The 21275-nt window shown below is 68.8% G+C and carries 23 protein-coding genes and 1 tRNA gene; 12 read left to right on the forward strand and 12 right to left on the reverse strand.

The window, feature by feature from the left end; genetic code table 11:
• Positions 1-568: L,D-transpeptidase scaffold domain-containing protein (locus I9P22_RS16490; RefSeq protein ID WP_456299613.1), on the reverse strand; the 568-nt coding region annotated here is incomplete at its 3' end.
• 335 nt (positions 569-903) lie between these two features.
• Between I9P22_RS16490 and I9P22_RS16495 the strand changes: the two genes are divergently transcribed.
• Positions 904-1464 carry a YcbK family protein gene (locus I9P22_RS16495; RefSeq protein WP_199260598.1) on the forward strand — a complete coding sequence of 187 codons (561 nt, stop codon included), beginning with the start codon at positions 904-906 and terminating at the stop codon, positions 1462-1464.
• 67 nt (positions 1465-1531) lie between these two features.
• Here the strand turns inward: I9P22_RS16495 and I9P22_RS16500 are convergent, their stop codons facing one another.
• On the reverse strand, positions 1532-2290 hold the full coding sequence (locus I9P22_RS16500) for an SseB family protein (protein ID WP_199260599.1): 759 nt from the start codon (positions 2288-2290) through the stop codon (positions 1532-1534).
• A gap of 7 nt (positions 2291-2297) precedes the next feature.
• Positions 2298-2891 (reverse strand): uracil-DNA glycosylase family protein, encoded by a 594-nt coding sequence (locus I9P22_RS16505; RefSeq protein ID WP_199260600.1) that lies wholly within the window; start codon positions 2889-2891, stop codon positions 2298-2300.
• A gap of 192 nt (positions 2892-3083) precedes the next feature.
• Between I9P22_RS16505 and I9P22_RS16510 the strand changes: the two genes are divergently transcribed.
• Genes I9P22_RS16510 through kdsA form a run of 3 tightly spaced genes read left to right on the forward strand, consistent with a single transcriptional unit; the run spans position 3084 to position 6311 of the window.
• Complete coding sequence (locus tag I9P22_RS16510) at positions 3084-3737, forward strand: ABC transporter ATP-binding protein (RefSeq protein WP_199260601.1); 654 nt, start codon at positions 3084-3086, stop codon at positions 3735-3737.
• Positions 3721-5481, forward strand: a complete 1761-nt coding sequence (locus tag I9P22_RS16515; protein WP_199260602.1) for a capsule biosynthesis protein — start codon at positions 3721-3723, stop codon at positions 5479-5481. The genes I9P22_RS16510 and I9P22_RS16515 overlap by 17 nt, the downstream gene beginning before the upstream one ends.
• Positions 5478-6311: a 3-deoxy-8-phosphooctulonate synthase gene (gene kdsA, locus I9P22_RS16520; RefSeq protein WP_199260603.1), complete on the forward strand. Its 834-nt coding sequence runs from the start codon at positions 5478-5480 to the stop codon at positions 6309-6311. The genes I9P22_RS16515 and kdsA overlap by 4 nt, the downstream gene beginning before the upstream one ends.
• A gap of 1 nt (position 6312) precedes the next feature.
• Here the strand turns inward: kdsA and I9P22_RS16525 are convergent, their stop codons facing one another.
• Positions 6313-7524 (reverse strand): BaiN/RdsA family NAD(P)/FAD-dependent oxidoreductase, encoded by a 1212-nt coding sequence (locus I9P22_RS16525; RefSeq protein ID WP_199260604.1) that lies wholly within the window; start codon positions 7522-7524, stop codon positions 6313-6315.
• A gap of 97 nt (positions 7525-7621) precedes the next feature.
• On the opposite strand from I9P22_RS16525, the gene I9P22_RS16530 reads away from it, so the two are divergent.
• The 3 genes from I9P22_RS16530 (at position 7622) to grxD (ending at position 8527) form a co-directional block, all read left to right on the forward strand.
• A tRNA-Gln gene (locus I9P22_RS16530) sits at positions 7622-7696 on the forward strand.
• A 182-nt stretch (positions 7697-7878) separates the two neighbouring features.
• Positions 7879-8121, forward strand: a complete 243-nt coding sequence (locus I9P22_RS16535; protein WP_199260605.1) for a BolA/IbaG family iron-sulfur metabolism protein — start codon at positions 7879-7881, stop codon at positions 8119-8121.
• A 43-nt stretch (positions 8122-8164) separates the two neighbouring features.
• The gene (gene grxD / locus I9P22_RS16540; RefSeq protein ID WP_199260606.1) at positions 8165-8527 is read left to right on the forward strand and encodes a Grx4 family monothiol glutaredoxin; all 363 of its coding nucleotides are present in this window, start codon (positions 8165-8167) and stop codon (positions 8525-8527) included.
• 65 nt (positions 8528-8592) lie between these two features.
• Here the strand turns inward: grxD and I9P22_RS16545 are convergent, their stop codons facing one another.
• The 3 genes from I9P22_RS16545 to I9P22_RS16555 all read right to left on the reverse strand — a co-directional run bounded on the left by I9P22_RS16545 (position 8593) and on the right by I9P22_RS16555 (position 11013).
• The gene (locus tag I9P22_RS16545; RefSeq protein ID WP_199260607.1) at positions 8593-9327 is read right to left on the reverse strand and encodes a phage holin family protein; all 735 of its coding nucleotides are present in this window, start codon (positions 9325-9327) and stop codon (positions 8593-8595) included.
• 8 nt (positions 9328-9335) lie between these two features.
• On the reverse strand, positions 9336-9764 hold the full coding sequence (locus I9P22_RS16550; protein ID WP_199260608.1) for a DUF883 family protein: 429 nt from the start codon (positions 9762-9764) through the stop codon (positions 9336-9338).
• A 121-nt stretch (positions 9765-9885) separates the two neighbouring features.
• On the reverse strand, positions 9886-11013 hold the full coding sequence (locus I9P22_RS16555) for an aminotransferase class V-fold PLP-dependent enzyme (RefSeq protein WP_199260609.1): 1128 nt from the start codon (positions 11011-11013) through the stop codon (positions 9886-9888).
• Between the two features lie 140 nt (positions 11014-11153).
• Here I9P22_RS16555 and I9P22_RS16560 point away from each other — a divergent pair, with 140 nt between their 5' ends.
• From I9P22_RS16560 to I9P22_RS16570, 3 genes are all read left to right on the forward strand, one after another.
• Positions 11154-11864 (forward strand): type 1 glutamine amidotransferase, encoded by a 711-nt coding sequence (locus tag I9P22_RS16560; RefSeq protein WP_199260610.1) that lies wholly within the window; start codon positions 11154-11156, stop codon positions 11862-11864.
• Positions 11861-13219, forward strand: a complete 1359-nt coding sequence (locus I9P22_RS16565) for a glutamine synthetase family protein (RefSeq protein WP_199260611.1) — start codon at positions 11861-11863, stop codon at positions 13217-13219. The genes I9P22_RS16560 and I9P22_RS16565 overlap by 4 nt, the downstream gene beginning before the upstream one ends.
• 66 nt (positions 13220-13285) lie before the next feature.
• Positions 13286-14596, forward strand: coding sequence for an NAD(P)/FAD-dependent oxidoreductase (locus I9P22_RS16570; protein ID WP_199260612.1), 1311 nt, complete (start codon positions 13286-13288; stop codon positions 14594-14596).
• On the opposite strand, the gene I9P22_RS16575 is transcribed toward I9P22_RS16570, so the two are convergent.
• From I9P22_RS16575 to folK, 4 genes are all read right to left on the reverse strand, one after another.
• On the reverse strand, positions 14593-15243 hold the full coding sequence (locus I9P22_RS16575) for a DUF2062 domain-containing protein (protein WP_199260613.1): 651 nt from the start codon (positions 15241-15243) through the stop codon (positions 14593-14595). The genes I9P22_RS16570 and I9P22_RS16575 overlap by 4 nt on opposite strands.
• 12 nt (positions 15244-15255) lie before the next feature.
• On the reverse strand, positions 15256-17373 hold the full coding sequence (locus I9P22_RS16580) for a RelA/SpoT family protein (RefSeq protein WP_199260614.1): 2118 nt from the start codon (positions 17371-17373) through the stop codon (positions 15256-15258).
• A gap of 22 nt (positions 17374-17395) precedes the next feature.
• Entirely contained in the window at positions 17396-17752 is a 357-nt protein-coding gene (gene rpoZ / locus I9P22_RS16585; RefSeq protein WP_199260615.1) for a DNA-directed RNA polymerase subunit omega, read from the reverse strand.
• Between the two features lie 70 nt (positions 17753-17822).
• Positions 17823-18416, reverse strand: a complete 594-nt coding sequence (gene folK / locus I9P22_RS16590) for a 2-amino-4-hydroxy-6-hydroxymethyldihydropteridine diphosphokinase (protein ID WP_199260616.1) — start codon at positions 18414-18416, stop codon at positions 17823-17825.
• A gap of 12 nt (positions 18417-18428) precedes the next feature.
• Between folK and I9P22_RS16595 the strand changes: the two genes are divergently transcribed.
• Both I9P22_RS16595 and I9P22_RS16600 read left to right on the forward strand, forming a co-directional pair.
• Positions 18429-18986, forward strand: a complete 558-nt coding sequence (locus I9P22_RS16595; protein ID WP_199260617.1) for a LabA-like NYN domain-containing protein — start codon at positions 18429-18431, stop codon at positions 18984-18986.
• A 201-nt stretch (positions 18987-19187) separates the two neighbouring features.
• Positions 19188-20162, forward strand: coding sequence for a glycosyltransferase family 8 protein (locus tag I9P22_RS16600; RefSeq protein ID WP_199260618.1), 975 nt, complete (start codon positions 19188-19190; stop codon positions 20160-20162).
• Here the strand turns inward: I9P22_RS16600 and I9P22_RS16605 are convergent.
• A partial coding sequence (locus tag I9P22_RS16605) for a peptidoglycan -binding protein (protein WP_199260619.1) occupies positions 20159-21275 on the reverse strand: 1117 nt, incomplete at its 5' end. The two genes, I9P22_RS16600 and I9P22_RS16605, sit on opposite strands and share 4 nt — an antisense overlap.

The following is a 21275-nucleotide window of genomic DNA, read 5'->3' on the forward strand; positions in this document are numbered from 1 at the left end:
CCAGCCGGGATTGCCGGGCAAGCGCGTCGCGCAACGCCCGGTAGCGCGGATCGCGCGGCGGCAGCGCCGCCAGCACCGCGCCCGGATCGGCGGCGCGGGCGAAGTCCCGCATCAGGTCGCCGGTGCGCGGCCGCCGCACCTCGCGCTTGATGCCGCTTTCGACCTTGCGCGGATCCAGGATACCGCCCGAGACATCATGGCTCCAGAGCGCGAAGACCCGGGCGAAGCGCAGTTCCGCCTCGACCGAATCGGCGCCCTCGCGGTCGAGCCGGCGCAGGGCGGCCTGCTGGTAGCGCGAAGCGGGCAGCCCGTGCGAAGCCGCCTGCCCCACCGCCTCGATCAGCGCCGCGCGGTGCCGGGCGCCCTGCGGACCCAGGAAGATCGGCTGCAAGCCGTTGGTTCCATAGAAATCCGCCAGCCCGGGATTGCCGGCGACCCGGCTCGCCAGCGCCATCTCCTGCTGCGAAAAGGCCAGCCGCGGAGCCGGCAGCGCCGCCACCGGCACGACGTCAAGCGCCTGCGCCCCTGCCGGGCGCGGCGCGGCGGCCAGCAAGGTGACAACAATCATGGCGCGAATCAATCTGGCGAAATGCACCTTTAACTATTCCTTTCCTGATGGCGGAAATCTTCTCATTCGCCGGGTTTGGGGTCCAGCGCGGGCGTTTTTTTCTTGCAACAGTGATGCGGCCCGAGCACGGCCACCGAAAAACATTCGCTCGGGTTCCGATTCGGATCTGTCGTCGGCGGATTTTCGCCGACAGGGGCGGAACTCCGCCGCGCCGGGAACGAAACGCTTCCCTCTGCTCGCGCGGCAGTGACATATTCTTAACCAGTCCCGGCTAAACCGGGACGGGTCGCCCCAGAACGGGCGGTGACACAACGAAGCAGGACAGGCGATCTGACATGACGTTTGAAACCATCTCGCGTCGGGGCATCCTTGGTGTCTTCGCGGCGACGACAGTGGCAGCAGCGCCGGTTATGGCCAATGCTTTCGGGCTGCTGCGAGGTGCCGGCGACATCCGCCGCATCCGCATGTATTCAGGGCGCACCGGGGAAAGCATCGACACCGTCTATTGGGTCGATGGCAAGTATATCCGGGACGCCCTGAATGAAATCAACGTGTTCATGCGCGACTGGCGCACGGGCCAGGCGATCGGGATCGACCCGCGCACCATCGACATCGCTGCAGCCTCGCACCGGCTGCTGCAGACCAACGAACCCTACATGATGCTGTCGGGCTATCGCTCGCCCAAGACCAACGCCATGCTGCGCGCGCGGTCCTCGGGCGTGGCCAGGAATTCGCTGCACATGGTGGGCAAGGCTGCCGACCTGCGCCTGAAATCGCGCTCGGTCTCGCAGATGTACAAGGCCGCTTCCGCCTGCAGGGCCGGCGGGGTCGGCAAGTATTCGCGCTCGAACTTCGTCCACATGGACTGCGGCCCGGTCCGCCATTGGGGCGCCTGACTCGCGACCGATCAACTTTCGCTGATCACGCAAAGACCCGCCCCTTGGGGCGGGTTTTCGTTTGCGCCTACCGCAACCGCGGCGGCGCCTTGGGATCGCGCCGTGCCGGCTCGGGCTCCGGAGAAGGCAAAGGCAAGGGCGGCTCGAGAATCAGCGCCCCGCGCGGCAGCGTCCGCGCCGCAAAGCCGATATCCACGCCGCCCGGCAGTTCCGGCAGGAAGGCCAGCAGCTCGGCCAGGGCCTTGGCGATCGCCGCCTCATGCACCGGATCGACGCCGGACAGAAGCAGCGCGTGGCTGCGCCGCCCGTCGCGCCATTGCGCCGAAACCAGCGCCATCCGCCCGACCAGCCCGGCCATGTCCGCCAGCCGCTGCGCCAGCGGCTCGGCCAGCAGCGCCACCGCCTCGGGCGCGGGCGCCGCAAGGCTCTGCGCCGCGTCCTCCGGGGCCATGCTGGGCCGGGCTTCCAGGGCGCCGACCAGCCAGGCCAGCATTGCGGCATCCAGCATCAGCTGCGAGGCATGGCCGGGGTTGACCAGCAGCCCCTGCCCCTCGGCGGCCAGGGCGGCAGCCAGCACCCGGCCCGGCAGCGCCAGATAGGCGACCGGCCCACCCAGGAAATCGGCCAGCCGGTCCTCGGTGTCGCAGGCCAGGGCCACCGGCCCCTCGGGCAGTTCGAAGATGCGCAGTTCGGCCTTGTCGTCCGGTGGCTCGGCCACCAGCGCGGCGAACAGCTCGGTATCGGCGAGGCGCGACAGGATGCGCGCCCGGGCCGGGGTCTCGGCTTCGTGAAACGGGATCTGGCAAAGCTCGTCCAGCGGGGTCATCGGCCTCTCACAGCAATCCGGCAATGGCGGCGCGCAGTTCGGGCAGCAGTTCGGCCTCGAACCAGGGATTGCGCCGCAGCCAGGCGGTATTGCGCCAGGACGGATGAGGCAAGGGAAAGATGCGCGGTGCGTGGTCGCGCCAGCCGGCGACCGTCTCCGTGACCCCGCCCCGCGCCGCCTGCCCCAGGTGCCAGCGCTGTGCATGGCCGCCGACCAGCAGGGTCAGGTCCGGCTGCAATGCCTCCATGACCCGCGCGCGCCAGGTCGTGGCGCAGATCGGCGGCGGTGGCAGGTCCGAGCCCTTGGCGTCATAGCCCGGGAAGCAGAAGGCCATCGGCACGATGGCGATGCGCGACCGGTCGTAGAAGACCTCGTCCGCGACCCCCATCCAGTCGCGCAGCCGGTCGCCCGAGCGGTCGGCGAAGGGCCGGCCGGCCAGATGCACCCGCATGCCCGGCGCCTGCCCGACCACGAGGATGCGCGCGCCCGGCTGGAACCAGGCGACAGGGCGCGGGCTGTGCCGGGTCGCGGTCTGCGCGAACCGCGGCGCGCAGAGCCTGCAGCCCCTGATTTCCTGCACAAGATCCCCGCAACCGGCCATGGCCCGCAGATATGGATGGAATGCCCCGGAAAAAAGGGCCGGGCATTCACGAAGTTTCAAGCATTGATCGGCCATGGTGGACAGCGGATGGCCCTGCGCATAATGTCCGGCCAGCCCCGCCGGACAGCACCTGCACGGCGGCTTGTCAGTTTGTTAGCCAGCTGCGCGGAATGCGCGGATCGGGACGGTCAGATGATCGAATTCGACGATGTCTCCAAGTCGTTCTGGACCGGGACCCAGCGCAAGGTGATCCTCGACCGCGCCTCGTTCCGGATCGAGCTGGGGCGGTCCATGGGCATCCTGGCACCGAACGGCACCGGCAAGACCACGATCATCAACATGATGTGCGGGCTGGAAAAACCCGACGAGGGCACCATCCGCACCGATTGCCGGGTGTCCTTTCCGCTTGGCTTCATGGGCGGCATCACCGCCACGCTCAGCGCCAACGAGAACGCCCGCTTCATCGCCCGCATCTACGGGCTCGATCCCGATTACGTCGAGGCCTTCTGCCGCTGGCTGACCGATATCGACGAATATTTCGACATGCCGGTCGGCACCTACAGCGCCGGCATGCGCTCGCGCTTCACCTTCTCGCTGATGCTGGCGCTGGAATTCGACGTCTACCTGATCGACGAGGGCATGCCGACCACCACGGATGCGGAATTCAACCGCAAGGCCGGCTCGGTGCTTTACGATCGGCTGAAATCGGCGACGGTGGTGGTGGTCTCGCACCAGGCCCAGACCATCGAGAAATTCTGCAATTGCGCCGCCGTGCTGCGCGACGGCAAGCTTTATCAGTTCGAAACCCTCGAAGAGGCAAGGCAATATTATGACTACACCGCCTAAGGCGCGCGCCTATCGCATCAGCCGCGAGGAATCGGCCCTGGCGGTCCGGCGTGGGTCGGGCGCGGTCGAGACGGCGCGCAAGGTGCAGGTCTCGGTCCACAAGCGCGGTGCAGCGGGCGATCCCGCCGCCGGGACCGAGCCGCTTTTCGGGGCGGCGGCCGGCGATGACGGCTTCGGCGACATGCGCTTTCCCGGCGCCGCGCCGCAAAACCCGGTGCCGCAAGCCCCGCCAACCGAGGACCAGCCCTCGATGCAGGAGCGGATCGCGGCGGTGCGGGCCGAGAACCTGACCGACCGGCAGCTGCGCATGGCGCGCCGCATTGCCGCCATGCACGAGATCCAGGTGGAAACCGATCACGAGGCGGTGGTGGCGCTGCGCGACCGCGGCATCGACCCGTTCCACCGCGCCGCCGTGGGCAAGATCCTGTCGGACGAAGGCGCGCGTGCCCAGGCCCGGGCCGAGCCTGCGGCCTCGGCCAACATGCCGGTGCCGTCCCGCAAGAACGCCCCGGCGCGGCGCGGCCGCGGTTCCGAGATCATGCCGCTGCCGCCCGGCTCGACCGGCCTGCCCTCGCGCGAGGCGCTGACCGAGGACCGCCGCGCCGCCGAGATCATCCGCATCCAGCAGGACATCGCCCGCCGGCGGCGGCGCAAGCTGCTGATGCTGCTGGGGCGGCTGGCGGCCTTCGTCGTCCTGCCGACCCTGATCGCCGGCTGGTATTACTTCTTCGTCGCCACGCCGCTTTACGCCACGATGTCGCAATTCCAGATCCAGCAGGCCGAGAAGTCCGGGTCCTCGAGCCTGGGCGGGCTGTTCGGTGGCACGCAGCTGGCGACCAATACCGATTCGGTCTCGGTGCAAAGCTACCTGACCTCACGCGACGCCATGCTGCGGCTCGACAAGGAACTGGGCTTCAGGCAGGCCTTCCAGAGCCCTGCCATCGACCCGATCCTGCGCCTGCCGACCCAGGCGACCAACGAGCAGACCTACAAGCTTTACCAGAACTCGGTGAAGATTGGCTATGATCCGACCGAGGGCGTGATCAACATGGAGGTGATCGCCCCGGATCCCGAGCTGAGCCAGAAATTCTCGCTGGCGCTGATCAAATATGCCGAGGGCCAGGTGGACCAGATGACCGCCCGCCTCCGCGAGGACCAGATGAAGGGCGCCATCGAAAGCTACCAGGACGCCGAGGCCAAGGTCGAGGCGGCGCAGCGCCGCGTGCAGGAGCTGCAGGAGAAGCTGGGCGTGCTCGACCCGGTGGCCGAGGGCTCGGTCATCATGGGCCATATCGCCGAGCTCGAGCGCCAGCTGGCCGAGAAGAAGCTGGAACTGGGCCAGCTGCAGTCGAACCCGCAGCCCAACCAGAGCCGGGTCGCCGGGGTGATGGGCGACATCAGCCGGCTCGAGGAGATGCTGGCGGACACCCGCAGCCAGCTGACCGAGGGCAACAACGCCCGCGGCTCGCTCGCCACCATCTCGGGCGAGATCCGCATCGCCGAATCCGATCTCCTCACCCGCCAGGAACTGCTTGCCGCTGCTGCAGCGCAGATGGAAAATGCCCGCATCGAGGCCAACAAGCAGGTCCGCTATCTCTCGCTGTCGGTCGCCCCGGTGCCGCCGGACGAACCGACCTATCCCAAGGCTTTCCAGAACACGATCGTCGCCTTCCTGATCTTCTCGGGCATCTACCTGATGCTCTCGCTGACGGCCTCGATCCTGCGCGAACAGGTGTCCTCATGAACCATGTCCAGACCGGCAATGTCACTTTCGGAAACGATCTGCCCCTGGTGCTGATCGCCGGCCCCTGCCAGCTCGAGACGCTGGACCACGCGCTGATGATCGCCGAGACGGTGGCCGCGGCCTCCGCCAAGGCCGGCGCCGGCTATGTGTTCAAGGCCAGCTACGACAAGGCCAACCGCACCTCGCTGAAGGGCCGGCGCGGCATCGGCATCGAGGAAGGGCTGCGCATGCTCGAGGAGGTGCGGGCCCGCATCGGCTGCCCGGTGCTGACCGACGTGCATGACATCGAGCAGGCGCGCATGGCCGGCGCCGTGGTCGACGTGATCCAGATCCCCGCCTTCCTGTCGCGCCAGACCGACCTGCTGCTGGCGGCGGGCGAGACCGGCGCGGTGGTGAACGTCAAGAAAGGCCAGTTCCTGGCGCCCTGGGACATGCCAAACGTCGCCGACAAGGTCGCCTCGACCGGCAACCGGCGCATCCTGCTGACCGAGCGCGGCGTCAGCTTCGGCTACAACACCCTGGTCGCCGACATGCGCAGCCTGCCGATCATGGCCCGCACCGGCTGGCCGGTGATCATGGACGCCACCCATTCCGTGCAGCAGCCGGGCGGCCAGGGCGGATCCTCGGGCGGGCAGCGCGAATTCGCCCCGGTGATGGCGCGGGCCGCGGTCTCGCTGGGCGTCGCGGGCGTCTTCATCGAGACGCATCAGGATCCCGACAACGCGCCCTCGGACGGGCCGAACATGATCCAGCTGGACCGCATGCCGGATCTGATCGCCTCGCTGATGCGCTTCGACGCGCTGGCGAAGTCGGACCCGGTGATGGGCTAGCTCAGCCGGCGGCGATGGCCTTGGCGGCGGCATGGGCCGAGGCCCAGGCCCATTGGAAATTGTAGCCTCCGAGCCAGCCGGTCACGTCCACCACCTCGCCGATGCAGTACAGGCCGGGTGCCGATTTCACCTGCAGGCTGCGCGAGTCCAACGCACGGGTGTCGATGCCACCCACGGTGACCTCGGCGGTCCGCCAGCCCTCCGAGCCGACCGGGCGCAGCACCCAGCGGTTGATGCGGTCGGCCAGTCGGCCCAGCGTGGCGTTGTTCTGGTCGGCCAGCCGCGCCCTGGCCAGGCCGGTCTCTGCGGCGATGGCCTCGGCCAGGCGCGCCGGCAGCCAGCGCGACAGTGCGGTCGCCACCGCGACACGGCCGCCCTGCCCGCGCAGCTCGCGCAGTCCGGCCGCAACATCCGCATCCGGCGCCAGATCGATATGGATCGCCTCGCCCGGGCGCCAGAAGCTGGAGATCTGCAGAATCGCCGGCCCCGACAGGCCGCGATGGGTGAAAAGCAGCCCGTCACGGAACAGCGCCCGCGTTCGGCCGGCGCCATGGCTGACCTCGGCCGCGACCGACAGCCCGGCCAGCGGTCGGCAGAGGTCCAGGTCCTGCTGGGCGAAGGTCAGCGGCACCAGCCCGGCCCGCGGCTCGACGATCTCCAGCCCGAAGCGCCGGGCGATGTCATAGCCGATCCCGGTCGCGCCCATCTTCGGGATGGACTTGCCGCCGGTTGCCACCACCACCCGGCGCGCCTGCAGCGGGCCGCGCGGCGTGGCGATGCAAAAGCCCTCGGCCATGGGCTCGACGCCCTCGACGGCTGTGTCCAGCCGCAGCTCGGCCCCGCGCATGCGGTGCAGCAGCAGGTCGATGATCTGCCGGGCACTATCGTCGCAGAACAGCTGGCCCAGGGTCTTTTCGTGCCAGGCGATGCCCGCCCGGTCCACCATGGCAACGAAATCCGCCGCGGTGAACCCGGCCAGCGCCGAGGCGGCAAAGCGCGGATTGCGCGACAGGAAACGATCCGGCGCCGTGGCCAGGTTGGTGAAATTGCAGCGCCCGCCACCCGAGATCCGGATCTTCTCGCCCGGCGCCCGGGCGTGATCCAGGACCACGATGCGCTGCCCGCCCCGGCCCTGCAGCCGCTCGAGAATCGCGCCGGCGCAGAAAAGCCCGGCCGCGCCGGCACCCAGAATGACCGTATCCGCTTGTTCCATGCCGGGCGCATAAATGCCCCGGCGGGAAGCCACAAGATTTTTCCTTTTTGCCCCTTGCACGCTTCGGCCGGCTTGGATAGATACGCCTGCACAGAGTTGGGGCGTGGCCAAGTGGTAAGGCAACGGTTTTTGGTACCGTGTACCGTAGGTTCGAATCCTACCGCCCCAGCCAGTTCATTTCTCCCTTGAAAACAATCTTTTACCGCAGGATCCTTGATTTTGGATCAACTGCGACGGGTTCAATTCGACAGCAGATTCGAGGGGTGTTCCAGCCGCTGCCTCTGCGGCAAGGGGGTGATCTTGCGGCCTGCGCGGGCTTCGCCTACATCAGGGAGAACAGTGAAAGGAACCGCCATGGCTATGGAAGCCCAGGACATCGAAGCCCTGATCCGCGCTGCCTTCCCGCATGCCAAGATCACCATCACCGACCTCGCCGGGGACGGCAATCACTATGCCGCCGAGGTGATCGATGAAAGCTTCCGTGGCCAGAACCGCGTCCAGCAGCAACGCGCCGTCTATGCCGCCCTGCAGGGCAAGATGGACGGCCCGCAAGGCGCGCTGCACGCGCTGGCGCTGACCACCAAGGCACCCGATTAAAAAGCAGGCCAGCATGCCCATGCTTCAGGAAGGAACCAGCAGAATGACCGACGCGCGCCAGCAGATCCAGGAGACCATCGACGGCAATGATGTCGTCCTGTTCATGAAGGGCACCAAGGAAATGCCGCAATGCGGCTTCTCGAGCCGGGTGGCCGGGGTGCTGAACTACATGAACGTGCAATATCGCGACGTGAACGTGCTCGCCGACGAGACGATCCGGCAAGGGATCAAGGAATTCTCGGACTGGCCGACCATTCCGCAGCTCTATGTCAAGGGCGAGTTCGTGGGCGGCTGCGACATCATCACCGAGATGACGCTCTCGGGCGAGCTGGACCAGCTGCTCGACAAGGCCGGCGTGGCCTATGACAAGGACGCCGCCAACAAGATCCGCGAAGCGAACGCCTGAGCTGGCCCCGGCCGCAGCACGCGAAAGCCCGCCGCAAGGCGGGCTCTCCTGTCAACGGGGACCTGTCAACAGGGATCATAGGGATCGTCGGGCCAGTCCCCGGCATCATCCCATTCCGCGTCCCATTCCCCATCATCATCCCGGTCGTCGCGGTGGCGCCAGGCCTGCAGGCGCGAGGCCAGGGTCATGCCGACCGCGAAGGCCCCGATCAGCGGCGCAAGGCCCGCGGCGCGCGATTGCGACGCCTCGCCAAGGCGGCCGGTCGCCCGGCGCATGGCATCGGGCGGCAGGCCCAACCGTTGGGCGGCAGTCTCGCCGGCCTTGCGGGCCGCGCCCTGGACCCGTGCCTCGGCCCGGTCGGCGAAGCGGTCGGCCTTGTAGGACAGGCTGTCGCTGACGGCATGGACGCGCCGCTCGGCCTGCCGCATCAACTGGCCGGCCTTTTGCGAGGCCTTTTCCAGGGCGGCATCGGCGGCGCCGGTGGCCTTCTCGACCGCGATGTCGGCGGCAAGGTTCAGCTTCTGCTCGATCTCGGCCTTCAGCTCATCGGGGCCGGGGATGCGGCGGCGCTCCTTGCGGGCCAGCAGCAGCATCGCCAGCCCGGCCAGCAGGAAGGCGATGCCGATGGCCAGCGAGGCGCCCAGGGGGCCCCAATGCAGGTAATGGGCCAGCCAGGTCCACAGCGCCGCCAGCAGGAAGCCGGCCGCAACAAGCAGCACCGCCCCTGCCCCGGCCGCCAACCCGGCGCGGCGCAGCCTGTCGGCCAGGGCAAGCTGCAGGTTCCTGGCGTAATCGAACATCGCCTGGCTCAGCGGCGCGCGACGATCAGGCCCAGCAGGAAGCCGAGGCCGGCAGCGATGCCGAGCGCCTGGGCCGGGTGGCGGCGCACCGCGCCCGAGACCTCGTCGTAGTAATCCTCGGCATGGGAGGCGACCTCGCCGGCGCGGCGCTCGCCCTCGCGATAGATGCGCCGGGCCTCGCGGCGCGCGCGCTCGGCATATTCATGGCCGCGCTCGCGGGCGCTTTCCAGGTATTCCTCGCCCCGCCTGCGGGCCGAATCGACAAATTCGGCACCCTTTTCCCGGGCCGATTCGTAAAGGTCGGCGCCGCGATCCCGCGCGGTCTCGAAAGCCTCCCCCGCCTCGTCGGCGGCACGGCGGGCGTGGCGGCCGACCTCGTCGGCGGCGCGGCGCGCCTCGGCCTTCAGTTCGTCGGAGGTCGCTTCTTTGTTGGCCATGGTGGTCTCCTTTCAAAGACTGGGTCCCTATTCGGCAAGCCAACGGCGAAGCCCCGTGGATTGTTCCGGCCCTGCGACGCTTTGTCCCCCGCCTGTCCGCCGGGCGCCGCGGGCCGGCAGGTCAGAACACCGCGTCGAAGGCCGGGATCAGCCGCGCCAGCGTGCCCTCGACATCCCTGAGCTTGTCGAGCCCGAAAAGCCCGATGCGGAAGCTGCGAAAGCCCTCGCCCTCGCCGACCTGCAGGGGCACGCCGGCGGCGATCTGGTAGCCCTCGGCCAGGAATTTCCGGCCGCTTTGCACGTCGGGGTCGTCTGTATGGCAGACCACCACCCCTGGCGCCGCGAAGCCCTCGGCCGCGACCGAGCGCAGCCCGCGCCGCGCCAGTTCGGCCCGCACCGCATCGCCAAGCCGCCATTGCGCCTCGCGCGCCGCCTCGAAGCCCATCTCGCGGGTCTCGGCCATGGCGTCGCGCAACCCGATCAGCGCGTCGGTCGGCATGGTGGCGTGATAGGCATGGCTGCCGTCCTCATAGGCCTTCATGATGGCGCGCCATTTCTTCAGGTCCAGCGCGAAACTGTCGCTGGTCGTGGCCTCCAGCCGCTCCAGCGCGCGGGGCGAGAACATCACCATCCCGGCCGCGGGCGAGGCCGACCAGCCCTTCTGCGGCGCCGAGATCAGCACGTCGACGCCGGTTTCGCGCATGTCGACCCAGATCGCGCCCGAGGCGATGCAGTCGAGCACCATCAACGCGCCGACCTCATGCGCGGCCGCCGCCAGCGCCCGGATGTAGTCGTCGGGCAGGATCATGCCCGAGGCGGTCTCGACATGCGGGGCAAAGATGGCATCGGGGCGGCTGTCGTGGATCTTCGCGACCACCTCCTCGACCGGGGCCGGGGCGAAGGGCGCACGCGGCTCGTTCCCGGCCGGGCGCGCCGCCATCACCGTGGTGTCGCGCGCAAATCCACCCGCCTCGAAGATCTGGCTCCAGCGGTAACTGAAGAAGCCGTTCCTGACGATCAGCGCATGGGCGTCGCGGCCGAACTGGCGCGCCACCGCCTCCATGGCGCAGGTGCCGCCGCCGGGGACCAGCGCCACCGCTTCGGCGCCATAGACCTCGCGCAGCGTGGCCGAGATGTCGCGCATCGCCGCCTGGAATTTCTGCGACATGTGGTTGAGCGAGCGGTCGGTGAAGACGACCGAGAATTCCTGCAGCCCCTCGGGGTCCACATCTGGGCGAAGTCCGGGCATGGCCAATCCTTTTCCTGCCGATCCTGCGCGCCAGCCTAGCGCGGCCCGCCGGCATGGGCCAGCCCCGCGGAAGGTCGCAGCCCCTTGCCGGCAAGCGCCCCGGCGACTAGCTTGAGGGCGAACAAACGACAGGCCAATCCATGCGTATCGGCATTCTCAAATGCGGCCAATCGCCCGAGCTTCTGCGCGGCGAACTGGGTGACTATGACACCATGTTCGAGCGGCTCCTGGCCGGGCGGGGCTTCGACTTCGCCAGCTACCATGTGGAAAACATGGAGTTTCCCGAAAGCGTCCACGACGCCGAGGGCTGGCTTCTGACCGGCTCGCGCCACGGCGCCTATGAAGGCCACGCCTTCATCCCGCCGCTCGAGGATTTCATCCGCCGCGCCTATGCCGCGCATGTGCCGATGGTCGGCATCTGCTTCGGCCACCAGATCATCGCGCAGGCCCTGGGCGGCAAGGTCGCGAAGCATCCCGGCGGCTGGGCGGTCGGCCCGCAGGACTACGATTTCGGCGGCGAGACGGTGACGCTGAACGCCTGGCACCAGGACCAGGTGGCCGAGCGTCCCGCCGATGCCGAGGTGGTGGCCAGCAACGATTTTTGCGAGAACGCCGCGCTGGTCTATGACACCCGCGCCTTCACCGTGCAGGCGCATCCGGAATTCGAGGATGCCTTCATCGAAGGGCTGATCGACCATCGCGCCAAGGGCGTGGTGCCCGAGGATCTGCAGCGGCAGGCCCGGGCGCGGCTGGGCGGGCCCCGGCACTCGGCCGGCATCGCCGACCGGATCGAGGCCTTCTTCAAGGCCCCGCGCGCCTTTGCGGCGCAGAGGAAGCAGGGTGCCGCATGAAATCGCACTGGATCGAGGAAACCCCGCAAGCCGCCCAGGACTACGTCGCCGGTCGCCGGCTGGACGAGGTGGAATGCATCGTCGCCGACATTGCCGGGGTGGCGCGCGGCAAGGCTATGCCGGCGTCGAAATTCGCGCATCAGGAACGCTTCTACCTGCCGAATTCGATCTTCCTGCAGACCATCACCGGCGACTGGGCCGACAACCCCTCGGGCGCCTTCACCGAGCCGGACATGATCCTGACCCCGGATTTTTCGACCGCGGCGGCGGCGCCCTGGACGGCGGACGTGACCCTGCAGGTGATCCACGACGTCAGCGACCAGTCCGGCAACCCGGTGCCGATCGCGCCGCGCAACGTGCTGAAGCGCGTGGTCGATCTGTACCGGCAGAAGGGCTGGAAGCCCATCGTCGCGCCCGAGATGGAGTTCTTCCTGGTCGCGCGCAACATCGACCCGAACCAGCCGATCATGCCGCCCATGGGCCGCACCGGCCGCCGCGCCGCCGCCAAGCAGGCCTATTCCATGTCGGCGGTGGACGAATACGGCAAGGTGATCGACGACATCTACGACTTCGCCGAGGCGCAGGGCTTCGAGATCGACGGCATCCTGCAGGAAGGCGGCGCCGGCCAGGTCGAGATCAACCTGAACCACGGCGACCCGGTGCACCTGGCCGACCAGATCTTCTACTTCAAGCGGCTGATCCGCGAGGCGGCGCTGCGCCACGACTGCTTCGCCACCTTCATGGCCAAGCCCATCGAGGGCGAGCCGGGCAGCGCCATGCACATCCATCACTCGGTCGTCGGGCTGGAGGACGGCCGCAACATCTTTTCCGACGGACAGGGCCGCGAGACGCCGGCCTTCATGCATTTCATCGCCGGCATGCAGAAGCACCTGCCGGCGGCGGTGGCGCTGCTGGCGCCCTATGTCAACAGCTATCGCCGCTATGTCCCGGATTTCGCGGCGCCGATCAACCTGGAATGGGGGCGCGACAACCGCACCACCGGGCTGCGGGTGCCGATCTCGAAACCCGAGGCGCGGCGGGTCGAGAACCGGCTGGCGGGCATGGATTGCAACCCCTATCTCGGCCTCGCCGCCAGCCTGGCCTGCGGCTATCTGGGCCTGATCGAGGGCGAGAACCCGCGCTCGGAATGCCTGGGCGACGCCTATATGTCCGAGGACGAACTGCCCTACAACCTGGGCGACGCGCTGGACCTGATGGACGAGAGCGCGCCGATGCGCGAGGTGCTGGGATCCGAGTTCATCGACGTCTACCAGGCGGTCAAGCGCAACGAATACAAGGAATTCCTGCAGGTCATCAGCCCGTGGGAGCGCGAGCACCTGCTGCTGAACGTGTAGAGCCGGGCGCGGCCGGGCCCTTGCGCGCCGTCGGATGAGTATTTGAGGAACGGTGAAAGCCGGAGCATGAACCTGCTGTTTTCCAACGACCGGCGGGGGGAATATCCGCCCAGCCTCTATGCCGCGACCCGCGACCCGCTGCCGGCCTTTCCCGAGCAGCGCGGCGAGGAGCGCGCCGATGTCGTGGTGGTCGGCGCCGGCTATACCGGGCTTTCCGCGGCGCTGCACCTGGCCGAGGCGGGGCGCGACGTGGTGGTTCTGGAAGCGCATCGCGTCGGCTTCGGCGCCTCGGGGCGCAACGGCGGCCAGCTCGGCTCGGGCCAGCGGCTGGAGGTGGACGAGCTGGAGCGGATGGCGGGGCGCGAGGCCGCCCGCCGGCTCTGGGACATGGCCGAGGACGCCAAGGCCCTGACCCGCGATCTGGCGGCGCGCGCCGGGGTGCCGGTGGCCGACGGCATCGCCCATGCCTTCCGCAAGCCGGCGGAACTCGACCATGCCCGCGCCATGATCGACAGGCTGGCCCGCGACTACGGCTACGACCGGATCGAGGCGCTGGACCGCGACGCCTTCCGGGCGCTGGTGCCGTCCGAGGCCTATGTCGCCGGCGAGCTGGACCACGGCGCCGGGCATCTGCAGCCGCTGAACCTGGCCATCGGCATGGCGCGGCTGGCCGATGCGGCCGGGGCCCGGATCCGCGAGCTGAGCCATGTCCACCACATCCGCCACGCCCGGAAGGCCGGCGAAAAGAGCATCGTCCAGACTGGCAAGGGCCGGGTGATCTGCGACCAGGTGATCCTGGCGGCCAATGGCTATCTGGGCCATCTCGACAGCCATGTCGCCGCCCGCGTCATGCCGATCAACAATTTCATCGTCGCGACCGAGCCGCTGGGCCGGCGCGCAGCCGAGGTGCTGACCCGGCCCATCGGCGTGCATGACACGAAATTCGTGGTGAACTACTGGCGGCTCGATCCCGAGGGGCGGCTGATCTTCGGCGGCGGCGAGAATGTCGGCTATCGCTTTCCCGCCGACATCGCCGCCAAGGTGCGCAAGCCGCTGCTGGAGATCTATCCCGGCCTTGCCGACGTGACGCTGACCCATGCCTGGGGCGGCACGCTGGCGATCACCATGAACCGGATGCCCTGCTTCGCCCGGCCGGCGCCGAATTGCCTGTCGGCCAGCGGCTATTCCGGGCACGGGCTGGCGCTGGCGACGCTGGCCGGCAAGCTGATGGCGCAGGCGGTGCAGGGCCAGAGCGAAGGCTTCGACACCATGGCCGCCCTGCCCTCGCCACCCTTTCCCGGCGGCGCGGCGCTGCGCTGGCCGCTGCTGGTCGCCGGCATGGGCTGGTATTCGCTGCGCGACCGGCTGGGCTTCTAGTCTTCGGATTTCGCGGCCAGTTCGCGCGCGCGCCGCGCCTTGGCGCGGGCGATGCGCTCGGCCATCTGCCTTTCGCGATGGCGGTGATAGGCGCGGATCAGCGGCACGGTCAGGTAATGCGCCGCGACCGAGACGGCGAGGCCGGGCAGGATGCCCCCCACCGCATAGGGCAGGAAGATCTGCTCGTTGAACTGCAGCAGCTGGTCCCAATGCGCCGTGCGCTCGGCGCTCAGCGGCGCCAGCAGGTTGTTCCACAGCTCGCCACCGGCGCGGGCGAATTCGCCGAAGATCAGATGCGGGGTGAACTTGCCCTCGACCCCCAGCATCCAGCGCCCGAGCCCGACCGAGGTCAGCGCGATGAAGGGCGTGGTCAGCGGGTTGCCGACGAAGGTGCCCAGGAGCGCCGCCAGGATATTGCCGCGGATCAGCCAGGCCAGCGCCGCCGCGCCCATGAAATGGAAGCCGAAGAACGGCGTGAACGAGATGAAGATGCCGCAGGCCCAGCCGCGCGCCACGCGATGCGGCTGGTCCGGCAGGCGGCGCAGCCGGTGCAGCACGTATTTCGACGCCCGCTTCCAGCCCGAGCGCGGATAGAACATCTCGGTCCAAAGCTGGGCATAGCTCAGCGGCTTGCGGCGCTTGAACATGCGCGGCCCGCCTCAGGCGACATGGGCCGAGGGGTCGCGGATGCGCGACACCTGCGCCACGTCGCTCTCGGCCTCGAGCGCGGTCAGCAGCGTGTGCATGTGCTCGCGGTCGCGCAGTTCGATCTCGACGCGCAGCCGGTAGAAATCCGGCTTGCGGTCGACGAATTCCAGGTCCGAGATATTCGCCCCCTGCGCGCCGATCAGCGTGCAGATCCGGCCCAGCACCCCGGCATCGTGCCGGATGGTCAGCGACAGCATGGTCGAATAGGCGGCCGGATGCTGGCCCTCGCGCCAATGCAGGTCGACCCAGCGTTCCGGGCTGTCCTCGAACTCGGCCAGCACCGGGCAGTCGATAGCATGGATCACCACGCCCTTGCCGCGATAGGTGATGCCAACGATGCGCTCGCCCGGCAGCGGGTTGCAGCAGGGCGCGCGGGTGAATTCCTGGTCGGCTTCCAGCCCGGCGACGGCGCGCTTGGCGTCGATCTCGCTGCGCTTCTCGGCCAGTTCGGGATAAAGCGTGGTCAGCACGTCATGGGCCGAGATCTCGGCGCTGCCGATGCGCGCCAGCAGCTCGTCGGTATCGGGCAGCGCCATGGTCTTGGCCGCCGTGCGCAGCGCCTTGTCGCTGACCTTGCGCCCGACATGCTCGAAGGCCACCCGCACCAGTTCCGAGCCCAGGCGGATGAAGCGCGTCCGGTCCTCCTGCCGCAGCGAGCGGCGGATGGCGGCCTTGGCGCGGCCGGTGACGACGATGTCGAGCCAGGTCGCCTGCGGGCGCTGACCGGAGGCGGCGATGATCTCGACCGATTGGCCGTTCTTGAGCCGCGTCCACAAGGGCACGCGGATGCCGTCCACCTTGGCGCCGACGCAGGACGAGCCCAGCCGGGTATGGATGGCATAGGCGAAATCCAGCGGCGTCGCGCCCTTCGGCAGCGGGATCACGTCGCCCTTGGGCGAGAAGCAGAACACCTGGTCGGAATACATCTCGAGCTTCACATGCTCGAGAAATTCGTCGTGATCTTCCTCGCCGAAGCGCTCGGTCAGGCTGACGATCCATTCGCCCGGATCGACCGCGAAGGGGTTCTCGGTGCGCACGCCGTCGCGATAGGCCCAATGCGCGGCGACGCCGGCCTCGGCCACCTCGTGCATCTGCCGGGTGCGGATCTGCACCTCGACCCGCTTGCCGTCGCGGCCCGAAACCGTGGTGTGGATCGAACGGTAGCCGTTCGCCTTGGGCTGGCTGATGTAATCCTTGAACCGCCCCGGCACGGCGCGCCAGCGGTGATGGATGACGCCCAGGGTGCGATAGCAGTCGGCCTCGGAGCGGGTGATGATGCGAAAGCCGTAGATATCCGACAGGCGCGAGAAGCTGAGCTGCTTTTCCTGCATCTTGCGCCAGATGCTGAACGGGCGCTTGGCGCGGCCATAGACATCGGCCTCGATCGCCTCGCGCTCCAGCTCGGCGCGGATGTCGGCGGTGATCTTGGGAATGACGTCGCCGGATTCGCGCTGCAGGCTGACGAAGCGGCGGATGATCGAGTTGCGCGCCTCGGGATTGATGACCTTGAAGGCCAGGTCTTCCAGCTCCTCGCGCATCCATTGCATGCCCATCCGGCCGGCCAGCGGCGCGAAGATGTCCATGGTCTCGCGCGCCTTCTGCAGCTGCTTCTCGGGCCGCATCGACTTGATGGTGCGCATATTGTGCAGACGGTCGGCCAGCTTGACCAGGATCACGCGAAGATCGCGCGACATTGCCATGAAAAGCTTGCGGAAATTCTCGGCCTGCTTGGAATGGGCGCCGGACAGCTGCAGGTTGGTCAGCTTGGTGACGCCATCGACCAGATCGGCGATCTCGCGCCCGAACATATGCGCCACCTCGGCCCAGGTCGAGCGGGTGTCCTCGATGGTGTCGTGCAGCAGCGCGGTGATGATGGTGGCATCGTCCAGCCGCATCTCGGTCAGGATGGCGGCGACGGCAACGGGATGGGTGAAATAGGGCTCGCCCGAATGGCGGAACTGCCCCTCGTGCATGCGACGCCCGTATTCATAGGCGTCGCGGATCAGCTCGGCATTGGTGCGCGGGTTGTAATTGCGGATAAGCGCGATCAGGTCTTCGACGTCGATCATGTTCAGCCGAAGACCTTCGTGCTCAGTTCCTGCCTTGCGCTTCCAGCATCATGCGCAGCATGCGCTCTTCCGATTCCTCGTCGGCGGGCTTGGGACGGTCGATCTCGGCGCCCAGCAGCAGCGCCATCGCGTCCTCCTCGGGCTCGTCGACCTCGATCTGGGTCTGGCTCGACTCGATCATGCGCTCGCGCAGCTCGTCCACGGGCTGGGTCTCGTCGGCGATCTCGCGCAGGGCGACGACGGGATTCTTGTCATTGTCGCGGTCGACGGTCAGCGGGCTGCCCGCCGCGATTTCACGCGCGCGATGGGCCGCCAGCATCACCAGGTCAAAACGGTTCGGAACCTTGTCGACGCAATCTTCGACTGTAACGCGGGCCATCGGTCACCTTATCAGCTGGAATCGGGATGCAGGGGCGAAGCCGGATATTTGGTGCCTTGCCCCGGAAATGTCAAGCGCTTGCCGGCCTCATGCCCTGCAGCGCCTGGGGCGGCAGCGCCGCCAGCATCTGCGCCACGCAGCGGCCAAGACGCGGATGCACCCAGTCCGGCGCGACCTCGACCAGGGGCGCCAGCACGAAGCCGCGGTCCTGCAGGCGCGGATGCGGCAGCACCAGCTGCTCGGGCGCATGCCGCGGCTGTTCCTCGGGCGGCAGCTCGCGCCAGCGGTCCTGCACCGCGGCGTCGGGCAGCACCAGGTCGCCGCAGGCCAGCAGGTCCAGGTCCAGCCCGCGCGCCTGCCAGCGGGCGCCCTCGCGGCTGCGGCCCAGTTCGGCCTCGATCGCATGCAGTTCCGCCAGCAGCGCATCAGGCGGCATGGTGCAAAGAAATGCGGCGGCGGCGTTCACATAATCGGGACCGGAACCGGCCGGATGGGCCGGCGTGGTCCAGAACCGGCTGATCGCCACCGGCACAACCTGCGGTAATTGCAAGATCTTTTTAAGGGCAAAACGCAGGTTCTCGGCCGGAATACCTGCCGAACTAGGTAGGTTTGCACCCAGCGCAACCAGCGCTAAGTTCGCCTTCTGGATTGGGTTACGAGACATCTCGGGGGAATCGTGTTTTACAAGGACGACCGGCTGGCGTTGTTCATCGACGGGTCGAATCTCTACGCTGCGGCAAAGTCGCTGGGTTTCGATATCGACTACAAGCTGCTGCGGCAGGAATTCGAGCGGCGCGGCAAGCTGATCCGCGCCTATTACTATACGGCGCTGCTGGAAAACGAGGATTATTCACCGATCCGCCCGCTGGTCGACTGGCTGCATTACAATGGCTATTCCATGGTGACGAAGCCCGCCCGCGAATATACCGACGCGCTGGGGCGCCGCAAGGTCAAGGGCAACATGGATGTCGAGCTGGTGATCAACGCCATGGAACTGGCGCCGCGGCTGGACCATGCGGTGCTGTTTTCCGGCGACGGCGACTTCCGGCCGCTGGTCGAGGCGCTGCAGCGCCAGGGCGTGCGGGTCTCGGTGGTCTCGACCATGCGCAGCCAGCCGCCGATGATCGCCGACGAACTGCGCCGCCAGGCCGACAACTTCATCGAGCTGGACGCGCTGCGCGACATCATCGGCCGCCCCCCGCGCGAGACCGCCGCCGCGCAGCAGGACAGCTGACCCGGAGGATCCGCGCTCCGGATCGGGCGCCTCGCCCGGCCGTCCGGTTTCCGGCGGGACCGGGTTCGGCGCTGGCAACCCCGTCCCGGCAGCGCCGCGGTTTTCGTCGCGCGGCGATGAAACCCGTCACCGCGCCGCGGTGTTGAGCAAGGCGCCGCGTGGCAGCCCCCTCGGCGCCGATCACGCGCGGCCGAGGTCCCGATGGCTCTTGCCCCCGTTTTCCCGACCGGCTTCTGTCCCGGCTCCGACATGGCGGTCGCCATCGCCTGCGATGCGGCCTATCTGCCCTATGCCGCCACGCCGGCACTGACGCTGGCGGCCCGGCCGGGGCGCGACTATGACGTGCTGATCGGCAGCCCCGAACTGCTGGCCCTGCCCCCGGGCCTGATCGGCGCCGGCATCGGCCAGGTCGCGGCGCGCGACGCGGTGCTGGCCGAGGCGCTGCCGCTGGATGCGCGCCGCTCGCTCGCCGCCTACATGTCGGTCTTCCTGGGCCATGCCCTGGCCGGGCATTACCGCCGCATCCTGGTGCTGGACGCGGACATCCTTTACGAGCGCGGCGACCCGGCGCGGCTGATGCGGGCGGACATGCTGGGCCGGGCGGTGGCGGCGGTGCGCGATAACCGGCAATGGCGCAGCCCGCAGCGTCGCGTGGCCGAGTTCCGCAGGCTGGCCGAGCCGGCGCATCCCTATTTCAACTCGGGCGTGGTGATGATCGACACCGAAGCCTTTGCGGCCCAGGATCTGCCCGCCCGCCTGGCCGAATTCGCCCGCCGGCACTTGCGGGGCCTGGGCCGCGACCAGGCGCTGCTGAACGGCACGCTGAAAGGCGATTGGGCCGAGATCAGCCCGCTGTGGAACTGGCAGTTCACCTGGGCCTCGTCGCATCTGGCCGCCATGGCCGATCCCTGTCTGATCCATTTCATCGGCCCCGCGAAACCCTGGCGCGACGAGGCGGCCGGGGTGGTGCCGATGCGGATGCGCGCCGCCTTTGCCGAGGTGCTGGCCCGGCATTTCCCCGAGGCGCCCCGCCCCGCCGGGGCATGGGCGCGGCACTGGCCGCGCGTCGGGGCGCTGCGGGCCTCGCTGCTGCGGCAATGGCGGGCGGCCGGGCCGATGCTGCGCTATCTGAACCGCTTTCCCGACGAATACACCCTGCTCGACCCGCGCGCCTAGCGCTCGGTCAGCTTCAGCTCGATGCGGCGGTTCTGGGCCCGGGCCTCGGGCGTGTCGCCCGGCGCCACCGGCCGGGTATCGGCAAAGCCGGTGGGGGCAAGCCGGGCCTCGGGGAAGCCCAACTCGTCCACCATGTAGCGCACCACCGCCAGCGCCCGGGCCTGGCTCAGCTCCCAGTTGTCGCGATAGCGGCCCTGCCCGGACAGCGGCTGGTTGTCGGTATGGCCGTCCACCCGGATCATCCAGTCGATCTCGGGCGGGATCTCGGCCGAGATCTGCTGCAGCCTTTCGGTCACGCGCGCGATCTGCGCCCGCCCCTCGGGCGAGAGCGTCGCCTCGCCGGTCGGGAACAGCACCTCCGAGGAGAACACGAAGCGGTCGCCCACCACCCGCACGCCTTCGCGCCCGGCCAGGATCTGCGACAGCCGGCCGAAGAACTCGGACCGATAGCGCGCCAGGTCCTTGGCCTCGGCCTCGGCCCTGGCGCGCGCCTCCGCCTCCAGCGCCCGGCGCTTGCGCTCCTCCTCGGCGGCGCGCAGCAGGGCGACGTTGAGCTGCCGGCCCAGGTCCTCGGCGCGCAGGTCGGCCGCGCGGCGTTCATCGCCGGCCGCGTCCAGTACGGCGCGCAGGCTGCCCAGCTGGTCGTTGAGCTGCGCCACCTGCCGGTTGAGCAGCGCGACGCGGCGCCGGTCCTCGGCGGAAAGCGCCTCCTGCTCGGACAGCTTCTGCTGCGCCAGCGCCAGCAGCCCGGCCTGCTTCTCGGCCTCGCTGGCCTGGGCCTCGGCCTGCGTGCCCAGTTCCTTCTTCGCCGCCTCGGCGGCGGCCAGCAGGGTCAGCGTCTCCTCGGCCTGCTTGCGCGCCGCCTCCAGTTCCAGCGTCGCGGCATCCAGCTCGGCATCGGATTTCGCCAGCCGTTCGCGCAGCGCCTCGGCGGCGGCGGCATCGGTCAGGCGGGCGGCCTCGGTCTCGTCCAGCTGCTGCTGCGTCTCGGCGTTGCGGCGGCGCAGGTCGCCGATCAGCGCCTCCAGCGCCTCGCGGCGGGCGGCGGCCAGCCGGGCGGCTTCGGTCTGGGCGTCGATCTCGGCCCGCGCGCCGGCCACCGCCTGCTCGGAG

This window comes from Paracoccus binzhouensis, assembly GCF_016446475.1.
Taxonomy (GTDB): Bacteria; Pseudomonadota; Alphaproteobacteria; order Rhodobacterales; family Rhodobacteraceae; genus Paracoccus; species Paracoccus binzhouensis.